This window comes from Streptomyces thermospinosisporus, from assembly GCF_039526425.1.
Lineage (GTDB): Bacteria > Actinomycetota > Actinomycetes > Streptomycetales > Streptomycetaceae > Streptomyces > Streptomyces thermocarboxydovorans.
In genome coordinates this window covers 113,079-136,429 of sequence record NZ_BAAAIZ010000002.1, presented here as the reverse complement: position 1 = coordinate 136,429, position 23,351 = coordinate 113,079, and the positions used below count along the sequence as shown (strand labels likewise).

Here is a 23,351-nt window from a genome sequence, read left to right as displayed (position 1 = left end):
CCGGCCGACCCCACAGCGGACCCCGCAGCCAACCCCTCGCCGGATCCCCCGGCCGACCCCGCGCCGGCTCCCGCAGCGGCCCCCTCGCCGGATCCCCCGGCCGACCCCACAGCGGACCCCGCAGCCAACCCCTCGCCGGATCCCCCGGCCGACCCCACAGCGGACCCCTCGGCGGATCCCTCGCCGGGGCCTCCCGCCTCCGCCTCCTTCCCGGCGCCCTCCCCCGGCGGCATCTCGGCGGCCGCGAGCAGGGTGCGGGCGCGGGCGACGGCCGCCCGGCCCGGCTGGCCGGCCTCGGTGTAGAGGTCCGCGGCCTGCTCCAGCAGGGAGGTGGCGGTGGCGAAGTCCTCCTTCTCGCCGGCCCGGTTGCCCTCCTCGGCCAGCAGGTCCGCGCGCAGGCGCGCGAGCGGCCCCACGGCCGGGTCCTCGGGGTGCCGGTAGCCGGGGTCGTCGACCAGCGTGCGCAGCCGGGCCCAGCAGGCGCGGGCGTCCGGGTGGCCCTGCTCCTCCAGTTCCCGGGCGCGGGCGACGAGTTCGGGGAGCGACTCGGGCACATCGGCGGACGGGGCGGGGGCGGCGGCCGGGGTGACCGGTGCGGCCGGGGTCACGTCGTCCAGGGTGCGGCTGCGCAGGGTCAGCTCCAGCCCGTCCACCAGCGGGGCCCGCTCGAGGCGCGCGGCGCGGCGGTCGGTGTGGGCGCTGGTGCCGTTACGGGCGTCGAAGCGGGCGGCGAGGTCGTCGGCGCGGCCGTGGATCTCGGCGCGCAGGGAGGCCACCGTCCAGGCGCGGCCCGCGTATCCGGCGGCGGGCAGATCGCCGTGACCGAGGGACTCCACGCGCTGCAGCAGGACCTCCACCCCGGTGAGGAAGTCGAGCTGCTCCAGCGGCGAGTCGACCTCCTCGAACATGGTCCGGTTCTCGGCGAGCAGCTCCAGACCGCGCGCCTCGTTGCCGGTGAGGGCGCAGAACTCCAGGTGCCGGCCGACCTCCCCGGCCATGGAGGGGTTGCGCCGGCAGGCGCGATAGCCGGCCAGGTGCAGGGTGCGGGCCTCGTCGGTGCGGCCGGTGCGCAGCAGCGGCAGCAGCGCGTACGAGATGGAGCGGGCGGGCTCCTCCTGGCATGACTCCTTGCCGGCGAGGACGGGCGCGAAGGTGGCCAGCGCCCGCTCGTCGTCGCCGGCGGCGAGGTGGTACCGGGCGCGGGTGCAGGTCTCGCAGGCCTCGCAGTCGCTGAGCCGGGTGCGGGTGCGGCTCGCCCACAGCTCGTAGGCGAGGTCGGTGTCCTCGCCGACGTGGGCGGCGAGCTGGTACGCCTGCCCGTAGTAGGGCTGGAGGCCGAGACCCGCCTTCTCGTAGCGGTCGCGCATCTCCTTGAGCCACTGGCGCAGGCTGGCCAGCGGTATCTCGGGCACCTGCATCAGGGCATTGGCCACCCACTTGAAGCGCCAGAACAGCGAGTGCCGCAGCCGGTCGTCGAAGAGGCCGGGCTGCTCGTCGAAGAGGGTGAGCAGGCGGGCGAAGACGACCGGCGACTTCCTCGGCTCGGCGCCGTAGGTGTACGCCTCGTGGAGTTCCAGGAGGGCGAGGATGAGCGGCCGGGGCTCGCCGAACTGCTCGGCGGCGTCGACGAGTTCCTCGGCGGTGACGGTACGGGTGCGGCCGTAGGGGCGCTGGTCGTTCTCGCTCAGCGCCTGGTACAGCTCGTCGATGGTCTGGGGTGGGGTCGGCATGGTCAGCTGTCCTTGCGCAGGGCGTGGGCGAGAAGGTCGAGGAAGGAACGGTTGATCAGGCTCGACTCGGCGGGCCTGAGCGGGCGGCGGGAGAGCATCGCGGCCTGGCCGTAGAGGGCTTCGGCGCTGGTGCGGGCCAGCTCGGGTTCGTCGATGGTGAGGGCGGTGCGGACCAGCGGGTTGAGCTGGTTGAGGATGAGCTGGGCGCGCGGGACCTCCTGGCGCAGGGCGCCGAGGATGTCGCCCCATACGCCGCCCTCCTGCTCGCGGGCCAGCTGGGAGCGGGTGCGCTCGTGGCGGGCCTCGCGGCTGTCCATGAGCAGGGCGGGGGCGGAGGCGGGCTGGAAGCTGCGCAGCGCCACGTCGCAGTCGAAGACGGCGAGCGCCTCCCGCGCCTGGGCGAGGTAGGGCGCGGCGGCCAGCTCGGTCTCCCGGTCGACCGGGTCGAGGTGGGCGGTGAGGGTCGCGGGGTCGAGGTCGGCGACGCTGACCTCGGGCCGGACCTCGGGCAGCCGGTGCACCAGGTCCCGGTCGTAGGTGTAGCCGCCGTTGACGACGCCCAGGCCGGCGGCCGAGGCGATCGCGGCGATCTGCCGGAACTCCTCCACGGTGGAGGTGACCAGCACGGTGCGGTGGGTGCGCGCGAACTCGTCGAGGGTGCAGTGCCCGTCGGTGGTCTCGAACGGCAGCCAGGGCAGCAGCATCCGCAGGATCTCGTCGTCGTGCACGGCGAGCGACTTCACCGCCAGGTGGTGTGCCTGGAGGAAGCGGCCGAGCAGGTCGGGGTCGCTGGCGGCGGCCCGGGCGATCCAGGCGCGCAGCCGCTCGGCGAGCGCGTCACGGACGGCGGCCAGGGTGTCGTCCTCGTACAGGGACTCGCGCGACGCGGTCGGGCGCAGGCTTTCGGCGTCGACGACGCAGCGGACGAAGAACGCCCAGTCGGGCAGGATCTCCTCGGCCTGCTCGGACAGCAGCATGCCCTTGAGGTGCACCCGGTGCCCGTGGCGGCGCCCGGCCGGTACGGCCTCGGGCAGCACACAGGCGATGCCCTTCAGGCCGACGGCCGGCAGGTCCAGCTCGATGGTGTCCAGCGGGGTGAAGCCGAAGACCTCCTCGCCGTAAGCGGAGAGCGCGCGGGACCGGGCGCCGGGCGTGGGGTAGCTGCGCGACCAGGGCGCGGGCTCGGGGTTCACCGGGGCCGCCGGGCCGCCGGAGCCGTCGTCGAAGGTGACCGGGTGGCGCAGCAGCGACCCGAAGTGCCGGGCCAGCGCGTGGACCTGGGCGGGGCGGGTCCACTCGGCGGCGTCCGCGCGCGGGGTCAGCGTGACCGTCGTCCCGGGGCGGGGGCGTGCGGAGGCGGGCAGGGTGCGCACGCTGTACGAGCCGTCGCCGCGGCCCCGCCATTCGACGGCCGGGGCGTCCGGGGTGCGGGCGGAGCGGCTGACGACATGGATCTCGTCGGCGACCAGGAAGCAGGACAGCAGGCCGATGCCGAACTGGCCGATGAAGTCGGCGCGCTGCTCGGCGATCCGCTCGGCGCGCTTGCTGCTGCGGCCGATGGTGGCGAGGAAGGTGTGCACATCGGCCTCGGTGAGTCCGACGCCGTCGTCCTCGACGCGCACCACCGAGCCGTCGGCGTACAGCCGGATGCCGAACGTGCCCGCGGGGGCGTCCGGTTCGAGGGCGTGCCGGGCGGTGAGCGCGTCCACCGCGTTCTGCATCAGTTCGCGCAGGTAGACGCGGGGGCTGGAGTAGAGGTGGTGGGAGAGCAGGTCGACGAGGCCGCGCAGGTCGACCTGGAAGGTGCGGTCGGCGGCGTTCTGGGACAGGGTCATCGGCAGTCCGGGGGTCAGGGTCAGGCGTCGGCGGTGGGTGTGTCGGGGAGCAGGCGGCTCAGAAGGCCTTGCGGAACCGTGCGTAGGCCCTCTGCGGCGCCGCCATGTACGTCCACGGCCACTCGGTGTACGCGCCGTCCAGCTCGCGGAAGACATGGGAGGCGGTGCTGCTGCCGGCCAGGGAGAGGGCCATGGCGAACATGTTGTAGTCGCCCTGCCAGCCGAGCCGGCGCTCATAGGCGTGGTGCAGGATGCTGCGCTCCGCCGCCTGCCTCAGCTCGGCGCGGATCCTGGGCTGCTGCAGCACGTCCTTGTCGTCGGACTCCACCCACTCCTCGATGTACGCCATGGCGAGGATGCAGCCGAGCCGGTGGCCGTCGGGTGCGGCGGCGTAGGTCTCGCGGGCGTACTGCAGGGCCTGCCCCGGCTCACCGCCCCAGCGGGGCTGGAGCTGGGAGAGCCATTCGCAGTGGCTCGCCAGGTCCAGCGGGTCGCGGCGCAGGGCGGCGTCGCGCCGGGTCTCCGCGACCGGGTTGCCGAGCGACATGCCGCGCGCGGAGGTGAGGAGATGGCGCCACGGCGTGATCCACTCCGGGCGCAGCTCTGCCGCTTCCAGCAGATGGTCCTCGGCGATGCGGAGCCGCTCGTAGAAGATCTGCCACTGCTCCCGGGTGACGTTCACGGCGCGTTCGGCGGTGCGGGCCTCCCAGCCCCAGCGGATGTGCCGGGCCCCGGATATCAGCAGGGCGGTCGCCCGGTGCTCCTTGTCCTCCTCGGCGGCCCGGACGATCCAGTCCTGCACGCCGTCCAGGGTGGCCAACTCCCCGAGGACGGCGTGGTCGCGGCCCGGGTCGAAGGGGGCGAGGGCCGCCTTGACGGCCTCCCAGTCGCCCGCCTCGGCGGCCTCGATCAGGGCGAGCACCCGCGTGTCGCCGAGCGCGATCAGTTCGTACACGCCGTTCTTGCGACGGCGCGGAGCGGGCAGAGCGTACGGATCGCCGTCCGGATTCTCCCCGCCCCTGCCGAACAGACTGCCGAACATGCCGCGCCCTCCCCTGGTTCCGCGTGATCATTGCGGTGCAGCATAAGGGCGCACACCGACATCGCATCCACAGGGTTTTCCCCAGAGCTTCACGGCTCTCCGCCCCGGAGCTTCACGGCTCTCCGCCCCGGAGCTTCACGGCTCCAGGACCGCGGAGCTTCACGGCTCCAGGACCGCACAGCACCGGTCCGCGGAAGCCTCACAGCACCCGGTCCGCGGAAGCCCCACGGCACTCTGCCCGCGGAAGCCCCACAGCTCTCGGCCCGCGGAAGCCCCGCGGCCCGGGTGCACCGGAGCCGCGCGGCTCGTCGCGGACGGGCGGCCGTCCGGCGGTGGTTCAGCCGGTGGTGTCCGGCCAGGGCACCTGCGGCGACCGGTAGTAGCCGATGCCGAGGGCCTCCCAGCGCGGAGCCTGGGCGGCCAGCCGCTCGCGGTAGTCCGCCCAGTCATGCGTTGCGGCCGGTGACCAGCCGAGCTCGGCGACGCCGGGCAGCCTCGGGAAGGCCATGAACTCCAGGTGCCCGGAGTTCTCCAGCGTCTCCGTCCACAGCGGCGCCTCCACGCCGCGGATCGCGGAGGCGGGGGCGCCGGGCAGATAGGCGCCCGGGTCCCAGTCGTAGGACCGCTGCACCTCGACATAGCCGGCCCAGGACAGGCCGAGCGGGGTGTTCCTGTCGTACTTCATGTCGAGGTAGACCCGGTCGGCGGGCGAGAGGATCAGCCCGGTGCCGTTGCGCGCGGCGGCGGCCACGCGTTCCTTCTCCGCGTCGCTGGTGCGGTCCAGGCCCCAGTACTGCACGAGCGCGCCGGGCGCCGGGTCGGCGCCGGTGAGCTGGTGCCAGCCGATGACGGTCTTGCCGTACTTGGCCACGACCGGCTGCACGCGGTCCATGAACGTCACGTACTCGTCGTGCGGGGTGGCGTGCGCCTCGTCGCCGCCGATGTGCAGATAGCGGCCGGGGGTGAGCGCGGCCACCTCGCGGATCACGTCCTCGACGAAGTCGTAGGTGATCTCCTTGCCGGTGCACAGCGAGCTGAAGCCGACCGCGGTGCCGGTGTACAGGGGCGGTGCCACGCCGTCGCAGTTGAGCGGGGCGTAGGAGGCGAGGGCGGCGTTGGTGTGGCCCGGCATGTCGATCTCGGGCACGACCTCCAGGTGGCGGGAGGCGGCGTAGCGGACGATCTCCTTGTAGTCGGCCTTGGTGTAGGAGCCCCCGGGGCCGCCGCCGACCTCGGTGGAGCCGCCGTAGGTGGCCAGGCGCGGCCAGGAGTCGATGGCGATGCGCCAGCCCTGGTCGTCGCTGAGGTGCAGGTGCAGCTTGTTGAGCTTGTAGAGGGCGATCCGGTCGATGTAGCGCTTGACCTCGGCGACGGAGAAGAAGTGCCGGGAGACGTCCAGCATGGCGCCGCGCCAGCGGAAGCGCGGGCGGTCCTCGATGGTGCCGCCGGCGACCAGCCAGGGGCCGGGCTGCACGGTGTCCTTCTCCACGGCGGAGGGCAGCAGCTGACGGAGCGTCTGCACGCCGTGGAAGAGCCCGGCGGGCCGCGCGGCGGTGATGGTGACGCCGGAGCGCCCGCTGCGCAGGCGGTACCCCTCGTCGCCGAAGGGGCCCTTGCCCAGGCGGAGCTGGATGCCGCCATGGCCGTGGGTGGTGACCGGGAGCCGGTAGCCGGTGGAGGGCCGCAGGACGTCGGCGAGGTACTGCCCGACGGAGCGGGCCTCGCGTGAGCCGTCGGTGCGGATGTGGGTGCTGCGGGTGATGCGGTAGGGGGAGCCGCCCGGCTGCACCGAGGCGGGGGCCGGGACGACGCGATCGAGCGGGACGGGGGCGGGGGTCCGGTTCTCTGCCGCCGCGGGGGCGGCCCCGGTGACGGAGACGCCGAGGGCCGTGGCGAGCAGCAGGGAACCGAGAAGGCGGAACGTTCTGTGGTGCGGTCGTACACAGCGTTCTCTCACAACCGTGTCCCTTCCGTGCGCAGTTGCGCTCAAAGAGGTCTGGACCACCCTCTCGCGAGTGAGGTGGAACAATCCAGACCATGGCGGAAATCATCCAGAGGGACGGCACCTGGACCTTCGACGGCGATGCACTCCGGCTGACCCCCGGACGGGACAAGAGCGTCGGTCTGCTGCGCAGGACCCTGGGCGAACTGGTGGTGCCGCTGGGCGCGTTGGCGGGGATCTCGTTCGAGCACGGCAAGAAGTCGGGGCGGCTCAGGCTGCGGCTGCGCGACGGCGCCGACCCGCTGCTGCTGGCGACCGGCGGACGGCTGACCGAGCCGCACGACCCGTACCAGCTGGTGGTGGACTCCGACCGGTACGGCGTCGCCGAGTACTTCGTGGACGAGGTGCGCAACGCCCTGCTGCTGGACGAGGTCCCCTCCGGCCCGGTGGACTCCTGTCTGCTGCCGGGTCCCGCCGTCCCGCTGTCCGTCTCCGCCGGGGACGGCACGGTGAGCTTCGACGGGGAGCGGGTCCGCCTGGAGTGGAACTGGAAGACGGAGGACGCCAAGGCCGCCGCGGGCACCCGCACCCTGGCGCTTCAGGACATCGCCTCCGTGGACTGGCAGCCGGCCGCCGGTCTGGAGAACGGCCATCTGCGGTTCCATGTGCGGGGCGCCGCGACCAAGGCGCCCGCGAAGTACGACCCGAACGCGGTGGAGCTGTGGGGCTTCAAGAAGGACCCGCTGATGGCGCTGGTCGCCGCCGCCGTCCAGGCCCGCCTGCCCCACCCGAAGGCGGCCGGCCCGGCCCACAGCCTCCACAAGGCACCGGACGCCTCCGCGCCGGCTGCCGCCGACCCGCCCCCGGCTCCCGCTCCCGCCCGGGCCGAGGACGATCATGACGCCCTGCTCCGCCGCCTGCGCGAGCTGGGCGAACTGCACCGTTCCGGGGTGCTCACCGACGAGGAGTTCTCCCTGGCCAAGCAGGCGATCCTGAGGCGTATGTAGCAGGACCGCCACAGTCCTGCCCGATATCGGGCAGAATTCTTGCGTCAGAGTCCCCGGTACTCCAGGATCATCGAGTGCACGACGAACTTGTTGATCATCTGACGCGGTCCACGCCCCTCAGCCGGGGCGAGGCGCTGCGGGTGATCCAGGACGTGCTCGCCTACTTCGACGAGACGACCGAGGAGTACGTCCGTCGCCGCCACCGCGAGCTCCAGGCCCAGGGCCTGGTGAACGCGGCGATCTTCGAACGGATCTCGGCGGACCTCAGATATCGCGCGGTGGCCCCGCCGGAGCTCTCGCTCCGGCAGCTGCGGCGCATCGTCTACGGCTAGGAACACACCCATATGTGCGGAATCGTCGGATACATCGGCAGGCGTGAGGTCGCTCCCCTGCTGCTCGAGGGACTGCAGCGCCTGGAGTACCGGGGCTACGACTCGGCGGGCATCGTCGTGACGTCCCCGAAGACAGCCGGCCTGAAGATGGTCAAGGCCAAGGGCCGGGTGCGCGACCTGGAGGCCAAGGTCCCCGCCCGCTTCAAGGGCACGGTGGGCATCGCCCACACCCGCTGGGCCACCCACGGCGCCCCCTCCGACGTCAACGCCCACCCCCACCTGGACGCCGAGGGCAAGGTCGCCGTCGTCCACAACGGCATCATCGACAACGCCGCCGACCTGCGCCGCAAGCTGGAGGCGGACGGCGTGGAGTTCCTCTCCGAGACGGACACCGAGGTGATCGTCCACCTCATCGCCCGCTCGCAGGCTCAGAAGCTGGAGGACAAGGTCCGCGAGACCGTGCGCCTCATCGAGGGCACCTACGGCATCGCCGTGGTGCACGCCGACTTCCCGGACCGCATCGTGGTGGCCCGCAACGGCTCCCCGGTGGTGCTCGGCATCGGCGAGAAGGAGATGTTCGTAGCCTCGGACATCGCCGCGCTGGTCGCCCACACCCGCCAGATCGTCACCCTGGACGACGGCGAGATGGCCACCCTCAAGGCGGACGACTTCCGCACCTACACCACCGAGGGCACCCGCACCACGGCCGAGCCCACCACCGTGGAGTGGGAGGCCGCCTCCTACGACATGGGCGGCCACGACACCTACATGCACAAGGAGATCCACGAGCAGGCCGACGCCGTGGACCGGGTGCTGCGCGGCCGGATCGACGACCGCTTCTCCACCGTGCACCTCGGCGGCCTCAACCTGGACGCCCGCGAGGCCCGCCGGATCCGCCGGGTGAAGATCCTGGGCTGCGGCACCTCGTACCACGCGGGCATGATCGGCGCCCAGATGATCGAGGAGCTGGCCCGCATCCCCGCCGACGCCGAGCCGGCCTCGGAGTTCCGCTACCGCAACGCGGTCGTGGACCCCGACACCCTCTACGTCGCCGTCTCCCAGTCCGGTGAGACCTACGACGTGCTGGCGGCGGTGCAGGAGCTGAAGCGCAAGGGCGCCCGGGTCCTCGGCGTGGTCAATGTGGTGGGCTCCGCGATCGCCCGCGAGGCGGACGGCGGCATCTACGTCCACGCCGGCCCGGAGGTCTGCGTGGTCTCCACCAAGTGCTTCACCAACACCTGCGTCGCCTTCGCCCTGCTCGCCCTGCACCTCGGCCGCACCCGCGACCTCTCGGTCCGCGACGGCAAGCGGATCATCGAGGGCCTGCGCAAGCTTCCGGAGCAGATCGCGGAGATGCTCAAGCAGGAGGAGGAGATCAAGCAGCTTGCGCTGAAGTACGCCGAGGCCCGCTCGATGCTCTTCATCGGCCGGGTCCGCGGCTACCCGGTGGCCCGCGAGGCGTCCCTGAAGCTCAAGGAGGTCTCGTACATCCACGCCGAGGCCTACCCCGCCTCCGAGCTCAAGCACGGCCCGCTGGCCCTGATCGAGCCGGCCCTGCCGACGGTCGCCATCGTCCCGGACGACGACCTGCTGGAGAAGAACCGCGCCGCGATGGAGGAGATCAAGGCCCGCAGCGGCCAGATCCTCGCAGTGGCGCACCAGGAGGAGTCCAAGGCCGACCACACGATCGTGGTGCCGAAGAACGAGGACGAGCTCGACCCCATCCTGATGGGCATCCCGCTCCAGCTCCTCGCCTACCACACGGCCCTGGCCCTGGGCCGGGACATCGACAAGCCCCGCAACCTCGCCAAGTCGGTGACGGTGGAGTAGGACCCGGCCGGCGACGGTCGAGCAGGGCCTGACCGGTGACGGTCGGGCAACCCGACCGAGGACCCGGCGCCGACGGCCGGGCAGGACCCGCTCAGACGTCCGAACGGACCCCAGGTGTGCCACCCACACACCGGGGTCCGTTCTCGTTCGCCGGGAGCCGCCCAACTCCCGGCCGCCGACGGGATGTCACACGGCTAGCCGGTGGCCGTCACTCCCCGGCCCGCGCGCCGCGGAAGCACCGTCGGCCAGTGCGCGTACGCGGCCGTCGCCGCGTACCAGGCGACCGCCCCCGCCGCGACGGCGAACCAGCCGCCCACCTTCGCCAGGCCGTCGTTGCCGGCGAACGAGGCGACCGCCATCAGGACCAGCGCGACCAGGAACAACCCGTAGGTGCCCTTGGCGAGTTGGTCGCCCGGTGCCGCGGTGAGGGTCAGCGCCACCAGCGCGAACAGCAGCAGGAACAGGCCCGTGGCGTTGGCGGACGCCGGCTCGGCGACCGCCCAGGTGAACCACAGGGCGCCGAGGACCGTGTACGCCGTTCCGGAGACCGAGTCACGGTCGCGGAAGGCGAACAGCCCCACGAGGAACAGTGCGACACCGCCCACGTACTGGGCGATGGATCCGGCATCGGCCGCGGTCACGCCGTTGATGACCTCGGTGGTCCCCAGGCCGAAGGCCAGCAGGGTGATGCCCAGGGCGAGTCGGCCGACCACGGTGGTGATTCCGCTTCCCGCGGAGACGTCGTTGTCCACGGCGGGCTCCCTTCGTGCATGTGCAGTTGTGCGGTGAGCGATATATGCCCTTCACAAGGGCACAAACACCTCTACGCGTGAGTAGGTTCACACATCCGCGGAAGGGGCTGACGGGTTCCCAGATCTCATCTCGCCTGGGACAACGAGCAGTTACGGAATCACAACGACGGGCCGCTGCGCCCGCTTGGCGAGCCGGCCGGCCACCGAGCCGAAGATCCGGCCCACGATGCCGTGCGTGGAGCCCACCACGATCGCGTCGGCCTCGTACTCCCGGCCGACCTCTTCCAGTTCGTGACAGATGTCACCGCCGCGCTCGACCAGGATCCAGGGCACCTCGGCGAGGTAGTCGGCACAGGCCAGCTCCAGGCCCAGCACCTCGGTGCGGTGATCCGGGACGTCCACGAAGACCGGCGGCTCGCAGCCGGCCCACACCGTGGTCGGCAGCCGGTTGGCGACATGGACGATGATCAGTCCGGAGCCGGAGCGCCGCGCCATGCCGATCGCATAGGCGAGGGCCCGCTCGCTGGAGGTGGAGCCGTCGAAGCCGACGACCACTCCATGCCGGAAGGCGGGATCACAGGAATGGCGTGGCTGTTCCGCCGCCAGAGGATCGGCCGCCGTCGGGTCGGCGACCGGCCGCTTGCGGTCCGCTGGTTCGAAGAATTCGTGACCGGCCATGGCTGTCTCGGCGTTGTGATCCTTTTATGGGGGACGACAGTGTGCGGCGGAGCTGTGTCCGGGAATGGTCTTCCCAACCCCATACCCCCAAGGGTACGGCGGCACGCCTCCTAAGCCCAGATCCCGTACACGCTGGCAGCGGGTTTCCCGGAGCATGCACGAGCCGGTGCCCGTAACGCAACGGTTGCTGCGTTGTACAGGCGGTTTGCACAGGATTCAACATTCCTCTGCTCTCCGGGCTCGTCCCGCTGCTTTCCCGGTTGTCGCACCGGGAAACGCGGGGACGGTGCAGTGACCGAGAGCAGCGCCGCGCGTTGAACTTCGTGAGCCACGCCACAGGGAGCACGCCATGCCCGGACCCGGTCCAGCCCCGGAGGCGGACCGCGCGATCACCGACGTGGTCCGCTGGGCGGCGTTCAGCTGTCTGCTCGTCCCCGTCGTCCTGCTGTGGTGCGGCTCCTCCCTGGCCGGCGCCACCGGCGTTGCCCTGGGCCTCGCCGCCGTCACCGGCGCCTGTCACGCCTTGATCCACCGCTCCGCGCAGGCCGCCGCCCGGCCGCTCGAGGGCGGTCCGGCGGGCGCCGCGCCCGCCGGAACACCGCCGCCGCAGATGTCGCCGGAGGCCGGTGCGCCGCGGCGCGACCGGCGCCGCCGGCCGTCAACGGCCGCCCTCCGTAGCCGGGGTGGCACCCACCGAAGCGGGCGGCGCGGCGGAGATACACCGGTCGGCTGACCGGTTTCCATGCACCGGGCCGCATGTTTTCAGCCAACTTCTGGTTCCTGTGCATCACCGCCCCCGACCACCCGGTAACCCGCATCCGACCTGCACGGAAAGGGTCGCACGGGGTCTGCACACCCTACGGGGTTTGGCCACTGCGACGAGGCGCACTTCCCTGCGCCCTCCCCTAGTGCAACGCTTCGTGATCGAATGCTTCACGCCAAGTTGCCAAGTCGACAATGAGCCGGGTGCCGAACTGGCCACCCGGGCGCGACCGGACACAGTAGATTCGATCTTGACTGTTACGGCGGGGGACTCGTGCAAAACCGAGGGGAAACGTGCAGGAGCGACACGACCGAGGAGCCGCGACCACCGAGGGGGGCTTAGCAGCATGAGCCACGACTCCACTGCCGCGCCGGAAACCGCGGCCCGGAAACTCGCCGGGCGCCGCCGCAAGGAGATCGTCGCGGTGCTGCTGTTCGGCGGCGGCCCCATTTTCGAGAGTTCCATACCTTTGTCGGTGTTCGGGGTTGACCGCCAGGACGCCGGCGTGCCGCGCTACCGACTGCTGGTGTGCGGCGGCGAGGAAGGCCCGCTGCGGACCACAGGGGGCCTGGAACTCACCGCGCCACACGGTCTGGAAGCGATCTCCCGCGCGGGCACGGTCGTCGTACCGGCCTGGCGCTCGATCACCTCACCGCCACCGGAGGAGGCGCTGGAGGCGCTGCGCCGCGCCCACGAGGAGGGCGCCCGCATCGTCGGGCTGTGCACCGGCGCCTTCGTCCTCGCGGCGGCGGGACTGCTGGACGGCCGTCCGGCGACGACCCACTGGATGTACGCACCGACGCTGGCGAAACGCTATCCGTCGGTGCACGTCGATCCCCGCGAACTCTTCGTGGACGACGGCGACGTGCTCACCTCCGCGGGCACGGCCGCCGGGATCGACCTGTGTCTGCACATCGTGCGCACCGACCACGGCAACGAGGCGGCCGGAGCGCTCGCCCGCCGTCTGGTGGTGCCGCCGCGCCGGAGCGGAGGCCAGGAACGCTACCTGGACCGCTCTTTACCGGAGGAGATCGGCGCCGACCCGCTCGCCGAGGTCGTCGCCTGGGCGCTGGAGCACCTCCACGAGCAGTTCGACGTGGAGACGCTGGCGGCCCGTGCGTACATGAGCCGTCGTACGTTCGACCGCCGCTTCCGCTCGCTGACCGGCAGTGCGCCGCTGCAGTGGCTGATCACCCAGCGGGTGCTGCAGGCGCAGCGGCTGCTTGAGACGTCGGACTACTCGGTGGACGAGGTCGCCGGCCGCTGCGGCTTCCGCTCACCGGTGGCGCTGCGCGGGCACTTCCGGCGGCAGCTGGGCTCCTCCCCGGCCGCCTACCGGGCCGCCTACCGTGCGCGGCGCCCGCAGGGCGAGCGGAACCAGGACGCCGGCGGCGGTGCGCAGACCGCGCAGGGCGGCCCGGCCGCTCCGGAACCGCAGCAGCCTCCGGCCCGGCCGCAGGCGTCGCTGCACCCGGAGGGCCAGGTCCCGCACCAGTCCCGGCGCCCGGCGAGCGCCGCGCTGGGCCTGACGGCCGCGGGCAGCGTCCCGGGCCAGCGCGGCGCACCGTGAGCCGGCCGCCACGATGAGCGATGCAACGGGCCGGGGGCCTTGAGGCCCCCGGCCCGTCCCCATGCCTCCACCGCCCGCGGCGGGCACAAGAGCGACGACCGCCACACCTCCTGCGCCGCGGTGCGCCGTAGGGTGAGACACATGAACGATCGCATGGTGTGGATCGACTGCGAGATGACCGGCCTCTCGCTGTCGGACGACGCGCTCATCGAGGTGGCCGCCCTCGTCACCGACTCCGAGCTGAACGTGCTCGGGGAGGGCGTGGACATCGTCATCCGTCCGCCGGAGCGGGCACTGGAGACGATGCCGGAGGTGGTGCGTCAGATGCACACCGCGTCCGGGCTGCTCGCCGAGCTGGAGGGCGGCACGACACTCGAGGACGCCGAGCAGCAGGTCCTCGCGTATGTGAAGGAGCACGTCAAGGAGCCGGGCAAGGCCCCGCTGTGCGGAAACTCGGTCGGTACCGACCGCGGGTTCCTCCTGCGCGACATGCCCACCCTGGAGGACTACCTCCACTACCGCATCGTCGACGTCTCGTCGATCAAGGAGCTGGCGCGCCGCTGGTACCCGCGGGCCTACTTCAACAGCCCCGAGAAGAACGGCAACCACCGCGCCCTCGCCGACATCCGCGAGTCCATCGCGGAGCTGCGCTACTACCGCGAGGCCATCTTCGTGCCGCAGCCGGGGCCCGATTCCGACACCGCGAAGAAGATCGCCGCCAAGTACGTCCTGCCTGCTCAGTAGGCAGAACGGGGGCAAACGGGGGGCCTGGAGGGGGCGCCGCACAAGTCGTGCGCGAGCACCCCTTCGGACCCTGTACACTTTTTCTCGGCCGGTCAGGGAGAGCGACTTCTTCCCAGCACCGGTCGTGGTGGGTGTAGCTCAGCTGGTAGAGCACCTGGTTGTGGTCCAGGATGTCGCGGGTTCAAGTCCCGTCACTCACCCTGAATGCCGAGGGGCTGACCTGTGAAAACGGGTCAGCCCCTCGGCGTTGTCCGGGGCCTCCGGCGCTCAGGACGACGACCGCTCCACCAGCTCCGTCGGCAGCACCACGTGGCGGCGCTCGAGGGCGCGGGAGACCGCCGGGCGGCGGTCGGCTATCTCGGCGAGCAGCAGGTCGATCATGCTGCGGCCCATCTCCTCTATGGGCTGGCGCACGCTGGTCAGCTGCGGGTCCATGTGGCGGGCGATGGCCGAGTCGTCGTAGCCGACCAGCGCCACGTCACCGGGGATGCGGCGGCCCGCCTCGCGCAGGGCGTGCCGGGCGCCGGCCGCGGTCACGTCGGAGGCGGCGAAGACCGCATCCAGGTCCGGCCGGCGTTCGAGCAGCGCGGCCATCGCGCGGCGGCCGCCCTCCTCGGTGAAGTCGCCCGGCTCGACGAGGAGTTCGTCCACCTCGTGGCCCGCCTCGCGCAGCGCGTCGCGGTAGCCGTCGATACGGCGCTGGGCACCGTAGACGTCCAGGCGGCCGGTGATGTGGGCGATGCGGCGCCGGCCGCGGGCGAGCAGATGCTCCACCGCCTGCCGGGCACCGCCGTAGTTGTCGGAGTCGACCGAGGTGAGCGTCTCCTCGGCGGACCTCGGGCCGCTGATCACCGCCGGGATGTCCAGCTGGGCGAGCATGTCGGGCAGCGGATCGTCGGCGTGCACGGAGACCAGCAGCACCCCGTCCACCCGGTGGGCGGCCAGGTACTGGGCGAGCCGCTGCCGCTTGCGGTCGCTGCTGGCGAAGGTCAGCAGCAGCTGCATCTCGGTGTCGGCCAGCGCCGCGCCGACGCCGCGCAGCATGTCGGAGAAGTACGGCTCGGCGAAGAACCGGGTCTCCGGCTCCGGCACCACGAGGGCGATCGCGTCGGTGCGGTTGGCGGCCAGGGCGCGGGCCGCGGTGTTGGGGACGTAGCCGAGTTCGGCGACGGCGGCCTCCACGGCGGCACGGGTGGCCTCGCTGACCCGGGGCGAGCCGTTGATCACGCGGGAGACCGTGCCGCGGCCGACGCCGGCGCGCGCCGCCACCTCTTCGAGGGTGGGCCGACCGCCGCTGCGGCCCCGCGCTCCGTGGCCTGCCATCGAAGCCCCGCCTTCCGTCGTAGGTCACCGGCTGGAATGTAACAGCCCCGGACACCGGTAACAGCCCTGCACACCGCCGTGGGTAACAGCCCTGCACACCGCCGTGGCCGGACGGCCGCCGCGGCCACCGGTCCCCGGCGCCTTCGGGCCACTTCCCCCGGTCCGGTTAACAGCCCGATAACTGAACGCAATTCGCTCCGTCTGCTCCCTTGACACCCCCGGCCGGAGCCGCGACTCTTCAACACATCACTTGTGGGAGCGCTCCCACAGTACCTGACACATACACATCCCGCACGTTCCCCGCCCGAGCCGCAGCGAGCACACTACGGGCCCGACCATGCCGTTGGCCGGGGGGTCGGCACGTCAGGGCAACAGGAGGACCGCAATGCGAGCACGTACCCTCCCCCACTCTCGATCGCGCTCGAAACGGGGGAAGCCCTTCGCGCGCAAGGCGCTGGCCGTCGCGGCCGTGGTGTCGATGGGCACGGGGCTGCTGGCCGGCTGTGCCGACGACGGTGGTGACGACGGCTCCGGCTCCTCGTCCGGCGGCGAGGGCAAGACCACGATCACCCTGGGTCTGTTCGGCGCCTTCGGCTACAAGGAGGCCGGCCTCTACGACGAGTACGAGAAGCTCAACCCGCACATCAAGATCGCCGAGAATGTCGTCGAGCGGAACGAGAACTACTACCCGGCGCTGCTGAACCACCTCACCACCAACAGCGGTCTGCAGGACATCCAGGCCGTCGAGGTCGGCAACATCACCGAGATCGTGAACACCCAGGCCGGCAAGCTCGAGGACCTGTCCAAGGCGCCGGGCGTGAAGAAGAGCGACTGGCTGGACTGGAAGTGGCAGCAGGCCACCACCAAGGACGGCCGGACCATCGGCCTCGGCACCGACATCGGCCCGATGGCGATCTGCTACCGCAAGGACCTGTTCGAGAAGGCCGGCCTGCCCACGGACCGCGAGGAGGTCGGCAAGCTCTGGGAGGGCGACTGGGCCAAGCTGATCGAGGTCGGTGAGGACTACCAGAAGAAGGCCCCCAAGGGCACCACCTTCATGGACTCCCCCGGCGGTCTGATCAGCGCGATCCTCAGCAGCGAGAAGGAGCGCTTCTACGACTCCTCCGGCGAGATCATCTACAAGACCAACCCCGCCGTGAAGCGGGCCTTCGATCTGACCGCCGAGGCCGCCGAGAAGGGACTCGTCGGCGCCCAGACGCAGTTCCAGCCGTCCTGGGACCAGACGATCGCCAACAGCAAGTTCGCCGCGATCTCCTGCCCGCCGTGGATGCTCGGCTACATCAAGGGCAAGTCGAAGCCGGACGCGGCCGGCAAGTGGGACGTGGCCCTGGCGCCCAAGTCCGGCAACTGGGGCGGCTCCTTCCTGACCGTGCCGAAGAACGGCAAGAACGTCGAGGAGGCCAAGAAGCTCGCCGCCTGGCTGACCGCGCCCGAGCAGCAGGCCAAGCTGTTCAGCGTGCAGGGCAGCTTCCCGAGTTCGCCTCCCGCCTACACCATGTCCGAGGTCACCGGCGCCAAGAACGACATGACGGGTGACGCGCCCATCGGCAAGATCTTCGCCGAGGCGGCCAAGCAGATCCCGCTCCAGGTCATCGGCCCGAAGGACCAGATCATCGGACAGGGCCTGGCGGACAACGGCGTCATCCTGGTCACCAAGGGCAAGTCGCCGGAGGAGGCCTGGGAGACGGCCACCAAGACCATCGACAACAACCTGGACAAGTGACCCGCATGGCCACCCGCCACGACACCGCCGCGCCCCCCGCCAAGGGGGGCGCGGCCCCGGGCCGCCCACCCGGCGCGACGAGGACCAAGGGCCCCGTGGACAAGGACGAGCGCCGCCGGGCCAGGCAGTCCCGCCGCTGGCAGCGGGACGTCCGCTGGAGCCCGTACGCCTTCGTCTCCCCGTTCTTCCTGCTCTTCCTCGCCTTCGGCCTGTTCCCGCTGATCTACACGGGCTGGGCCTCGCTGCACCAGGTGGAGCTGACCGCGCCCACCGAGATGAACTGGGTGGGGCTGCGCAACTACACCCGGATCTTCGACGACGACTTCTTCTGGAACGCGGCGCAGAACACCCTGACCATCGGCCTCATCTCCACCGTCCCGCAGCTGATGATGGCCATGGGCATCGCGCACATCCTCAACTACAAGCTGCGCGCCTCGACCTTCTACCGGGTCGTGATGCTGGCCCCGTACGCCACCTCGATCGCCGCCGCGTCCCTGGTCTTCGTGCTGCTCTTCGGCCGCGACTACGGCATGATCAACTGGGGTCTTGACCTCATCGGCATCGACGCCGTGGACTGGCAGGGCGACAAGTGGCCCTCGCAGATCGCCGTCTCGACCATCATCATCTGGCGCTGGACCGGCTACAACGCGCTGATCTACCTGGCCGCGATGCAGGCGATCCCGCAGGACCTGTACGAGTCGGCGGCGCTGGACGGCGCCAACCGCTGGCAGCAGTTCCTGCATGTGACGCTGCCGTCGCTGCGCCCGACGATCCTGTTCACGGCGGTCGTCTCCACCATCGGCGCCAGCCAGGTCTTCGGCGAGCCGCTGCTGTTCGACGCCAACAAGGGCGCCTCCGGCGGCGCGGAGCACCAGTTCCAGACCCTGGGCCTGTACCTGTACGAGCAGGGCTGGGTGAACCAGCACCTGGGCCGTGCGTCGGCGATCGCCTGGACGATGTTCGCGATCCTGATCGTCATCGGCATCGTCAACTACGTCATCTCGCGCCGGCTGCGCGCCAGTAGTTAAGGAGTTCCGGCCGTGACGACGACGGACACACCCCCCGCCGCCCCCGCCGAGAAGCAGAAGCTCTCGCGCCTGCCGAAGTCGGCGCGGGCCGGCGGCACCCTGCACGGTGGCCCGGTCGCCTACGCGATCCTGGTCGTGTTCACGATCGGGTCGCTGTTCCCGCTGGTGTGGACGGCGATCGCCGCCTCCCGGGACAACCAGCGCCTGGCGCAGACGCCGCCGCCGTTCTGGTTCGGCTCCAATCTCTTCAAGAACCTGGAGATCGCCTGGAAGGACGCCAACCTCGGGGAGGCGTTCCTCAACACCACGATCGTGGCGGGCATCTCGGCGGTGACCATCGTGGTGCTGTCCACGATCGCCGGGTTCGCCTTCGCCAAGCTGCGCTTCAGAGGCCGCAACGCGATGATGCTGATCGTGATCGGCACGATGATGGTGCCGCCGCAGCTGAGCGTCATCCCGCTGTACATGATGGTGGCCAAGCTGGACTGGACCGACCAGCTGCAGGCGGTCATCTTCCCGTCGCTGGTGAGTGCGTTCGGCGTGTTCTTCATGCGGCAGTACCTGCTCCAGGCACTGCCGGACGAGATCATCGAGGCGGCGCGGGTCGACGGCGCGAGCAGCTGGCGCGTGGTGTGGCACGTGGTGTTCCCGGCGGCGCGGCCGGCCATGGCCGTGCTGGGCATGCTGATGTTCGTGCAGGCCTGGAACGACTTCCTGTGGCCGTTCCTGGTACTGACCCAGAGCGGCAACCCGACCGTGCAGGTCGCGGTCGCGGGCCTGGGCCGCGGCTACACCCCGGACCAGTCCCTGATCATGGCCGGTGCGCTGCTGGGCACGCTGCCGCTGCTGCTGGTCTTCGCGATCTTCGGCAAGCAGATCGTGGGCGGCATCATGCAGGGCGCGGTGAAGGGCTGACGCCCGCGCCGCGCGGGCCTGCGCCGCCCCGACGCGTCCCGGGCCGGGTCACCGCCGTCCCGGCCCTTCCCCCTCCTCCACCTATCTGTCGGTCTTCTCTGTCGGTCTTCCACGACCATCTATGGGAGCGCTTCCATGTCTGACTCCGCCACGTCGGCGACCCCGGCGACCTTTCCCGACTCCTTCCTCTGGGGCGCCGCGACCTCCGCGTACCAGATCGAGGGGGCGGTGCGGGAGGACGGACGGACCCCGTCCATCTGGGACACCTTCAGCCACACGCCGGGCAAGACGGCCGGCGGCGACACCGGTGACATCGCCGTCGACCACTACCACCGCTACCGCGAGGACGTGGCGCTGATGGCGGAGCTGGGCCTGACCGCCTACCGCTTCTCCGTCTCCTGGTCCCGGGTCCAGCCGACCGGCCGGGGCCCGGCGGTCCAGCGCGGCCTGGACTTCTACCGGCGGCTGGTGGACGAGCTGCTGGAGCACGGCATCAAGCCGGCCGTCACCCTCTACCACTGGGACCTGCCGCAGGAGCTGGAGGACGCGGGCGGCTGGCCGGAGCGCGACACCGCCCACCGCTTCGCCGACTACGCGCAGCTCGTCGGCGAGGCCCTGGGCGACCGGGTGGAGCAGTGGATCACGCTCAACGAGCCCTGGTGCAGCGCCTTCCTGGGCTACGCCTCCGGGGTGCACGCCCCCGGCCGCACCGACCAGCAGGCCTCGCTGCGGGCCGCCCACCACCTCAACCTGGCGCACGGTCTGGGCGCAGCCGCCCTGCGCTCGGTGATGCCGGCCCGCAACGCGGTCGCCATCAGCCTCAACTCCTCGGCGCTGCGGCCCCTTTCACCGGACAGCGCGGCGGACCTGGCGGCGGTGCGCAGGATCGACGACCTGGCCAACGGGATCTTCCACGGCCCGATCCTGCACGGCGCCTACCCCGAGACCCTGCTGGAGGCGACCTCCGCGATCACCGACTGGTCCTTCCTCCAGGACGGCGACCTGGACCTGATCCACCAGCCGCTGGACGCGCTGGGCCTCAACTACTACACGCCCACCGTGGTCTCGGCGGCCGATCCCGGCGCCGATGTGCCGCGGGCGGACGGCCACGGGACCAGCGACCACTCGCCGTGGCCCGGCGCGGACGACGTGGCCTTCCACCAACTGCCCGGCGAGCGCACCGAGATGGGCTGGCCCGTCGACCCGACCGGCCTGTACGAGCTGATCATGCGCTACACCCGGGAGGCGCCGGGCCTGCCGCTGTACATCACCGAGAACGGCGCGGCCTACGACGACAAGCCCGACGCCGACGGCCGGGTGCACGACCCGGAGCGCATCGCCTATCTGCATGGCCACCTGACCGAGGTGCGCCGGGCCATCGCCGACGGCGCCGATGTGCGCGGCTACTACCTGTGGTCCCTGATGGACAACTTCGAGTGGTCGTACGGCTACGAGAAGCGCTTCGGCGCGGTCTACGTCGACTACGCGTCCCTGGAGCGCACGCCCAAGTCCAGCGCCCTGTGGTACGGCCGGGCGGCCAGGTCGGGCGCCCTGCCCGAGCCGGAGCGGATCTGACCCGCTCCGCACCAGGACGGGGGGCGGGGCGCGGCGCCCTAGGGGAGTGCCGCGCCCCGGCTTCCCGCCCCGTGGGTGCCTGACTCCCCTGGCCTCCAAGCCGGGTCAGGGCGCGCGGACGCCCCGGCCGGGGCTGGGGGGTGACCGGCCGGGGCGTCGCGCTCCCTGTTTTTCCTCAGTGGCTCGTGCGTCTCAGTGACGCGCCTCCTCATGAGGTGTCTTCGCCCTCACGAGGCGTCGCCGCCGCGGCTCACTGGTAGGCCGCGAACTCCTTGCTGAAGGCGAACGGCTCCTGATTGATGGAGCTGCAGGTGGCGTCGGCGGACGGCTTCGGGCCGCCGGGGCAGGCCTTGTCGCGGGTGCCGGACCACATCGACAGCCAGCCGAGCCCCTTGGACTTGGCGAAGTTCACCAGCTGGGTGGCGTCGTCGACCTTGAAGACCTCGGTGACCACGTCGTTCACGCCGATCATCGGGGTGACGGCCACCTTCTTCCAGGCCTCGTCGTCGCTCAGCCCGAGGACGCCCTTGATCTGGGCCTGGGTGGCGGTGGCGGCCTGCTCGGCGTAGGTGCCCATGTCGTCGCTGAAGGCGGGGCCGTAGTCCATCGCCATGATGTTGACGGCGTCGATCCGCACGCCGTTCTTCTTGGCGTCCTCGAGCAGGTTGACGCCGTCCTGGGTCAGGCCCTGCGGCATCACCGGCAGGGTGAAGGAGACGTCCAGGCCGGGGTGGTCCTTCTGCAGCTTGGCGATCGCCTGGGCGCGGCGGGTGTTGGCCGCGGCGTCGGGCAGCGCGCCGCCCTCGACGTCGAAGTCGACCTTGGTGAGCTCGTAGGCGTCGACGACCTTCTCGTAGGCCGCCGCGAGCGCGTCCGCCGAGGTGCAGGTGGTGCCGAGTTCGGAGCCGGCCGCGCCGCCGAAGGACACCCGGACGTCGCCGCCCTTGGCGCGCAGCTCGCCGATCTGCCCGGCCACCGGGTTGCTGCCCACGTCGCCGGTGCCGCCCCACTTGGGGGTGCAGCCGCCGCCGTCGGTGATGAAGGCGAGGTTGTAGTGCTTGACGCCGGTCGCCTCGGCGGCGGCGAGCAGGTCGAAGGCGGGCTGCAGGGAGGTGTCGACGTAGGGGGCGAACCTCGCCGATGCCTTGGTGCCGTTGCCGGGGTCCGCGGTGGGCTCCGGCTTCTCGGTCTCGGACGGCTTCTCGGTGGGCATCGGCGACGGGGTGGAGGCGGGGGTCTCGGTGGGACGGCCGCTGGGCTCCGGGGCCGGGCCGCTGTCCGACGAGCAGCCGGCGCCGTCGATCCGGCAAGCGGTGGGGTTCGCGGTGCCGTTGACGACGAAGCCGACGGTGACGGACTCGCCGGGGGCCAGTCCGTCGGTGTCCCACTTGGGCGGGGTGACGGTGACGCGCTGCCCGTTCACCTTCCACTCGCCGTTCCACAGCGAGCTGAGCTTGCTGCCGGCCGGCAGCTCGAACTCCAGCCTCCAGTCCGTGTCCGGCTCGCCGCTGTCGTTCTTCACCACGTACTGGGCGGTGTAGCCGGTGGACCACTCGCTCGTCTTCGTGAACACGGCACCGACACCGGCCGCCGAGGCGGTGCTGGTGAACACGAGCGCGCCACCGCCGGCCACGGCTGCGGCGACCACGGCTCCGATCGCCTTGTTCCTGCCACTGATCCTGCGCCGGTGGGTGCTCATCGCGTGCCTGCCTTCGCTGCTGGTCATGGGGGGAGATTCGATGCGCCCGGTGGACGAGGGGGTGGGCGCGGCAGCACGCTAGCGAGCCGGATTCGGACAAATGACCTGATCCGGCCGCCGGTCGGGGATCTTAGGGTGCGCTTAAGGAAGGGATCGGGGACGGTTAAAGGTCGAGACCAATCGGCGGGAGAGCGATCTTCCGGACCGCCTGCGCCGCACCGCCCCGCGGTGGCCGCGCCGGCCCGGTGTCCGCTGGCGTCCGTCCAGCTGGATCCACACACGCACCTCGGTCCCGCCGAGCACCGAGGAGCCGATCCGTACGTCGCCGCCGGTCGACTCCGCGAGCCGGCGCACGATGTCCAGGCCGAGCCCGGTCGAGCCGTCGCTGCCCGAGCCCCGGCCGCGGGCCATCGCCGCCTCGGGGTCGGGTATGCCGGGGCCCGCGTCGGAGACGAGCACGATCACCGCGTCCTCGCCGTTGTGCACATCGACCGCGAAGGCGGTGCCCTCCGGGGTGTGCCGGAAGACATTGCCGAGCAGCGCGTCGAGGGCGGCGGCCAGATCGGCGCGGGCCACGGGGATGCGCACCGGCCGGTCCGCCCCGGCCACCCGCCACTTGCGGCCCTCGTCCTCGGCGAGCGCGGACCAGAACGCCATCCGCTCGCGGACCACCTCGGCGGCGTCGCAGCCGGCGCCGGGACCCGCGGCGGCCGTCTGCGGTTTGGCCTCCCGGGCGGTGCGGATGATGGTGTCGACCTCCCGCTCCAGCTGCTCGACCGCGGCCCGGGTCTGCTCGGCGGCCGGTCCGTCGCCGAGCGAGGCGGCGTTGAGCCGCAGCGCGG

At 71.6% G+C, this 23,351-nt stretch carries 18 protein-coding genes, 1 tRNA gene and 1 pseudogene; 11 read left to right on the top strand and 9 right to left on the bottom strand.

Annotated features, from left to right (window positions below; all coding sequences use genetic code 11):
* From ABD207_RS01160 to ABD207_RS01145, 4 genes and pseudogenes are all read right to left on the bottom strand, one after another.
* Positions 1-1,730, bottom strand: a pseudogene (locus tag ABD207_RS01160) (hypothetical protein); the annotation flags it as partial.
* Positions 1,731-1,732: 2 nt separating this feature from the next.
* Positions 1,733-3,565 (bottom strand): HSP90 family protein, encoded by a 1,833-nt coding sequence (locus ABD207_RS01155; RefSeq protein WP_344009212.1) that lies wholly within the window; start codon positions 3,563-3,565, stop codon positions 1,733-1,735.
* A 58-nt stretch (positions 3,566-3,623) separates the two neighbouring features.
* Positions 3,624-4,607, bottom strand: coding sequence for a hypothetical protein (locus ABD207_RS01150; protein WP_344009210.1), 984 nt, complete (start codon positions 4,605-4,607; stop codon positions 3,624-3,626).
* 337 nt (positions 4,608-4,944) lie between these two features.
* Positions 4,945-6,564 carry a beta-N-acetylhexosaminidase gene (locus tag ABD207_RS01145; RefSeq protein WP_344009208.1) on the bottom strand — a complete coding sequence of 540 codons (1,620 nt, stop codon included), beginning with the start codon at positions 6,562-6,564 and terminating at the stop codon, positions 4,945-4,947.
* 80 nt (positions 6,565-6,644) lie between these two features.
* On the opposite strand from ABD207_RS01145, the gene ABD207_RS01140 reads away from it, so the two are divergent.
* From ABD207_RS01140 to glmS, 3 genes are all read left to right on the top strand, one after another.
* On the top strand, positions 6,645-7,556 hold the full coding sequence (locus ABD207_RS01140; protein WP_344009206.1) for a DUF4429 domain-containing protein: 912 nt from the start codon (positions 6,645-6,647) through the stop codon (positions 7,554-7,556).
* A gap of 74 nt (positions 7,557-7,630) precedes the next feature.
* On the top strand, positions 7,631-7,888 hold the full coding sequence (locus ABD207_RS01135) for a hypothetical protein (RefSeq protein ID WP_167994051.1): 258 nt from the start codon (positions 7,631-7,633) through the stop codon (positions 7,886-7,888).
* A 12-nt stretch (positions 7,889-7,900) separates the two neighbouring features.
* A complete protein-coding gene (glmS, locus tag ABD207_RS01130; protein ID WP_344009204.1) occupies positions 7,901-9,718 on the top strand; it encodes a glutamine--fructose-6-phosphate transaminase (isomerizing) in 1,818 nt (605 codons plus the stop codon).
* A 194-nt stretch (positions 9,719-9,912) separates the two neighbouring features.
* Here glmS and ABD207_RS01125 read toward each other — a convergent pair whose 3' ends face one another.
* Positions 9,913-10,470, bottom strand: a complete 558-nt coding sequence (locus tag ABD207_RS01125) for a hypothetical protein (RefSeq protein ID WP_344009202.1) — start codon at positions 10,468-10,470, stop codon at positions 9,913-9,915.
* Between the two features lie 150 nt (positions 10,471-10,620).
* Positions 10,621-11,148, bottom strand: coding sequence for a universal stress protein (locus ABD207_RS01120; RefSeq protein ID WP_260824312.1), 528 nt, complete (start codon positions 11,146-11,148; stop codon positions 10,621-10,623).
* A 349-nt stretch (positions 11,149-11,497) separates the two neighbouring features.
* Between ABD207_RS01120 and ABD207_RS01115 the strand changes: the two genes are divergently transcribed.
* The 4 genes from ABD207_RS01115 to ABD207_RS01100 all read left to right on the top strand — a co-directional run bounded on the left by ABD207_RS01115 (position 11,498) and on the right by ABD207_RS01100 (position 14,425).
* On the top strand, positions 11,498-11,881 hold the full coding sequence (locus ABD207_RS01115) for a hypothetical protein (RefSeq protein ID WP_344009199.1): 384 nt from the start codon (positions 11,498-11,500) through the stop codon (positions 11,879-11,881).
* Positions 11,882-12,257: 376 nt separating this feature from the next.
* On the top strand, positions 12,258-13,481 hold the full coding sequence (locus tag ABD207_RS01110) for a helix-turn-helix domain-containing protein (RefSeq protein ID WP_344009197.1): 1,224 nt from the start codon (positions 12,258-12,260) through the stop codon (positions 13,479-13,481).
* A gap of 141 nt (positions 13,482-13,622) precedes the next feature.
* Entirely contained in the window at positions 13,623-14,225 is a 603-nt protein-coding gene (orn, locus tag ABD207_RS01105) for an oligoribonuclease (protein ID WP_344009195.1), read from the top strand.
* A 127-nt stretch (positions 14,226-14,352) separates the two neighbouring features.
* Positions 14,353-14,425, top strand: a tRNA-His gene (locus ABD207_RS01100).
* A 67-nt stretch (positions 14,426-14,492) separates the two neighbouring features.
* Here ABD207_RS01100 and ABD207_RS01095 read toward each other — a convergent pair.
* Entirely contained in the window at positions 14,493-15,548 is a 1,056-nt protein-coding gene (locus tag ABD207_RS01095) for a LacI family DNA-binding transcriptional regulator (RefSeq protein ID WP_344009193.1), read from the bottom strand.
* 385 nt (positions 15,549-15,933) lie between these two features.
* Here ABD207_RS01095 and ABD207_RS01090 point away from each other — a divergent pair, with 385 nt between their 5' ends.
* From ABD207_RS01090 to ABD207_RS01075, 4 genes are all read left to right on the top strand, one after another.
* Positions 15,934-17,292, top strand: coding sequence for an ABC transporter substrate-binding protein (locus ABD207_RS01090; protein WP_344009191.1), 1,359 nt, complete (start codon positions 15,934-15,936; stop codon positions 17,290-17,292).
* 5 nt (positions 17,293-17,297) lie between these two features.
* On the top strand, positions 17,298-18,320 hold the full coding sequence (locus tag ABD207_RS01085; RefSeq protein WP_344009231.1) for a carbohydrate ABC transporter permease: 1,023 nt from the start codon (positions 17,298-17,300) through the stop codon (positions 18,318-18,320).
* 12 nt (positions 18,321-18,332) lie between these two features.
* Positions 18,333-19,235: a carbohydrate ABC transporter permease gene (locus ABD207_RS01080; protein ID WP_344009189.1), complete on the top strand. Its 903-nt coding sequence runs from the start codon at positions 18,333-18,335 to the stop codon at positions 19,233-19,235.
* A gap of 135 nt (positions 19,236-19,370) precedes the next feature.
* On the top strand, positions 19,371-20,810 hold the full coding sequence (locus ABD207_RS01075; RefSeq protein ID WP_344009187.1) for a GH1 family beta-glucosidase: 1,440 nt from the start codon (positions 19,371-19,373) through the stop codon (positions 20,808-20,810).
* Positions 20,811-21,060: 250 nt separating this feature from the next.
* On the opposite strand, the gene ABD207_RS01070 is transcribed toward ABD207_RS01075, so the two are convergent.
* Positions 21,061-22,509, bottom strand: coding sequence for a cellulose binding domain-containing protein (locus tag ABD207_RS01070; RefSeq protein WP_344009228.1), 1,449 nt, complete (start codon positions 22,507-22,509; stop codon positions 21,061-21,063).
* A 141-nt stretch (positions 22,510-22,650) separates the two neighbouring features.
* On the bottom strand, positions 22,651-23,351 hold a 701-nt coding region (locus ABD207_RS01065), incomplete at its 5' end, for a sensor histidine kinase (RefSeq protein WP_344009185.1).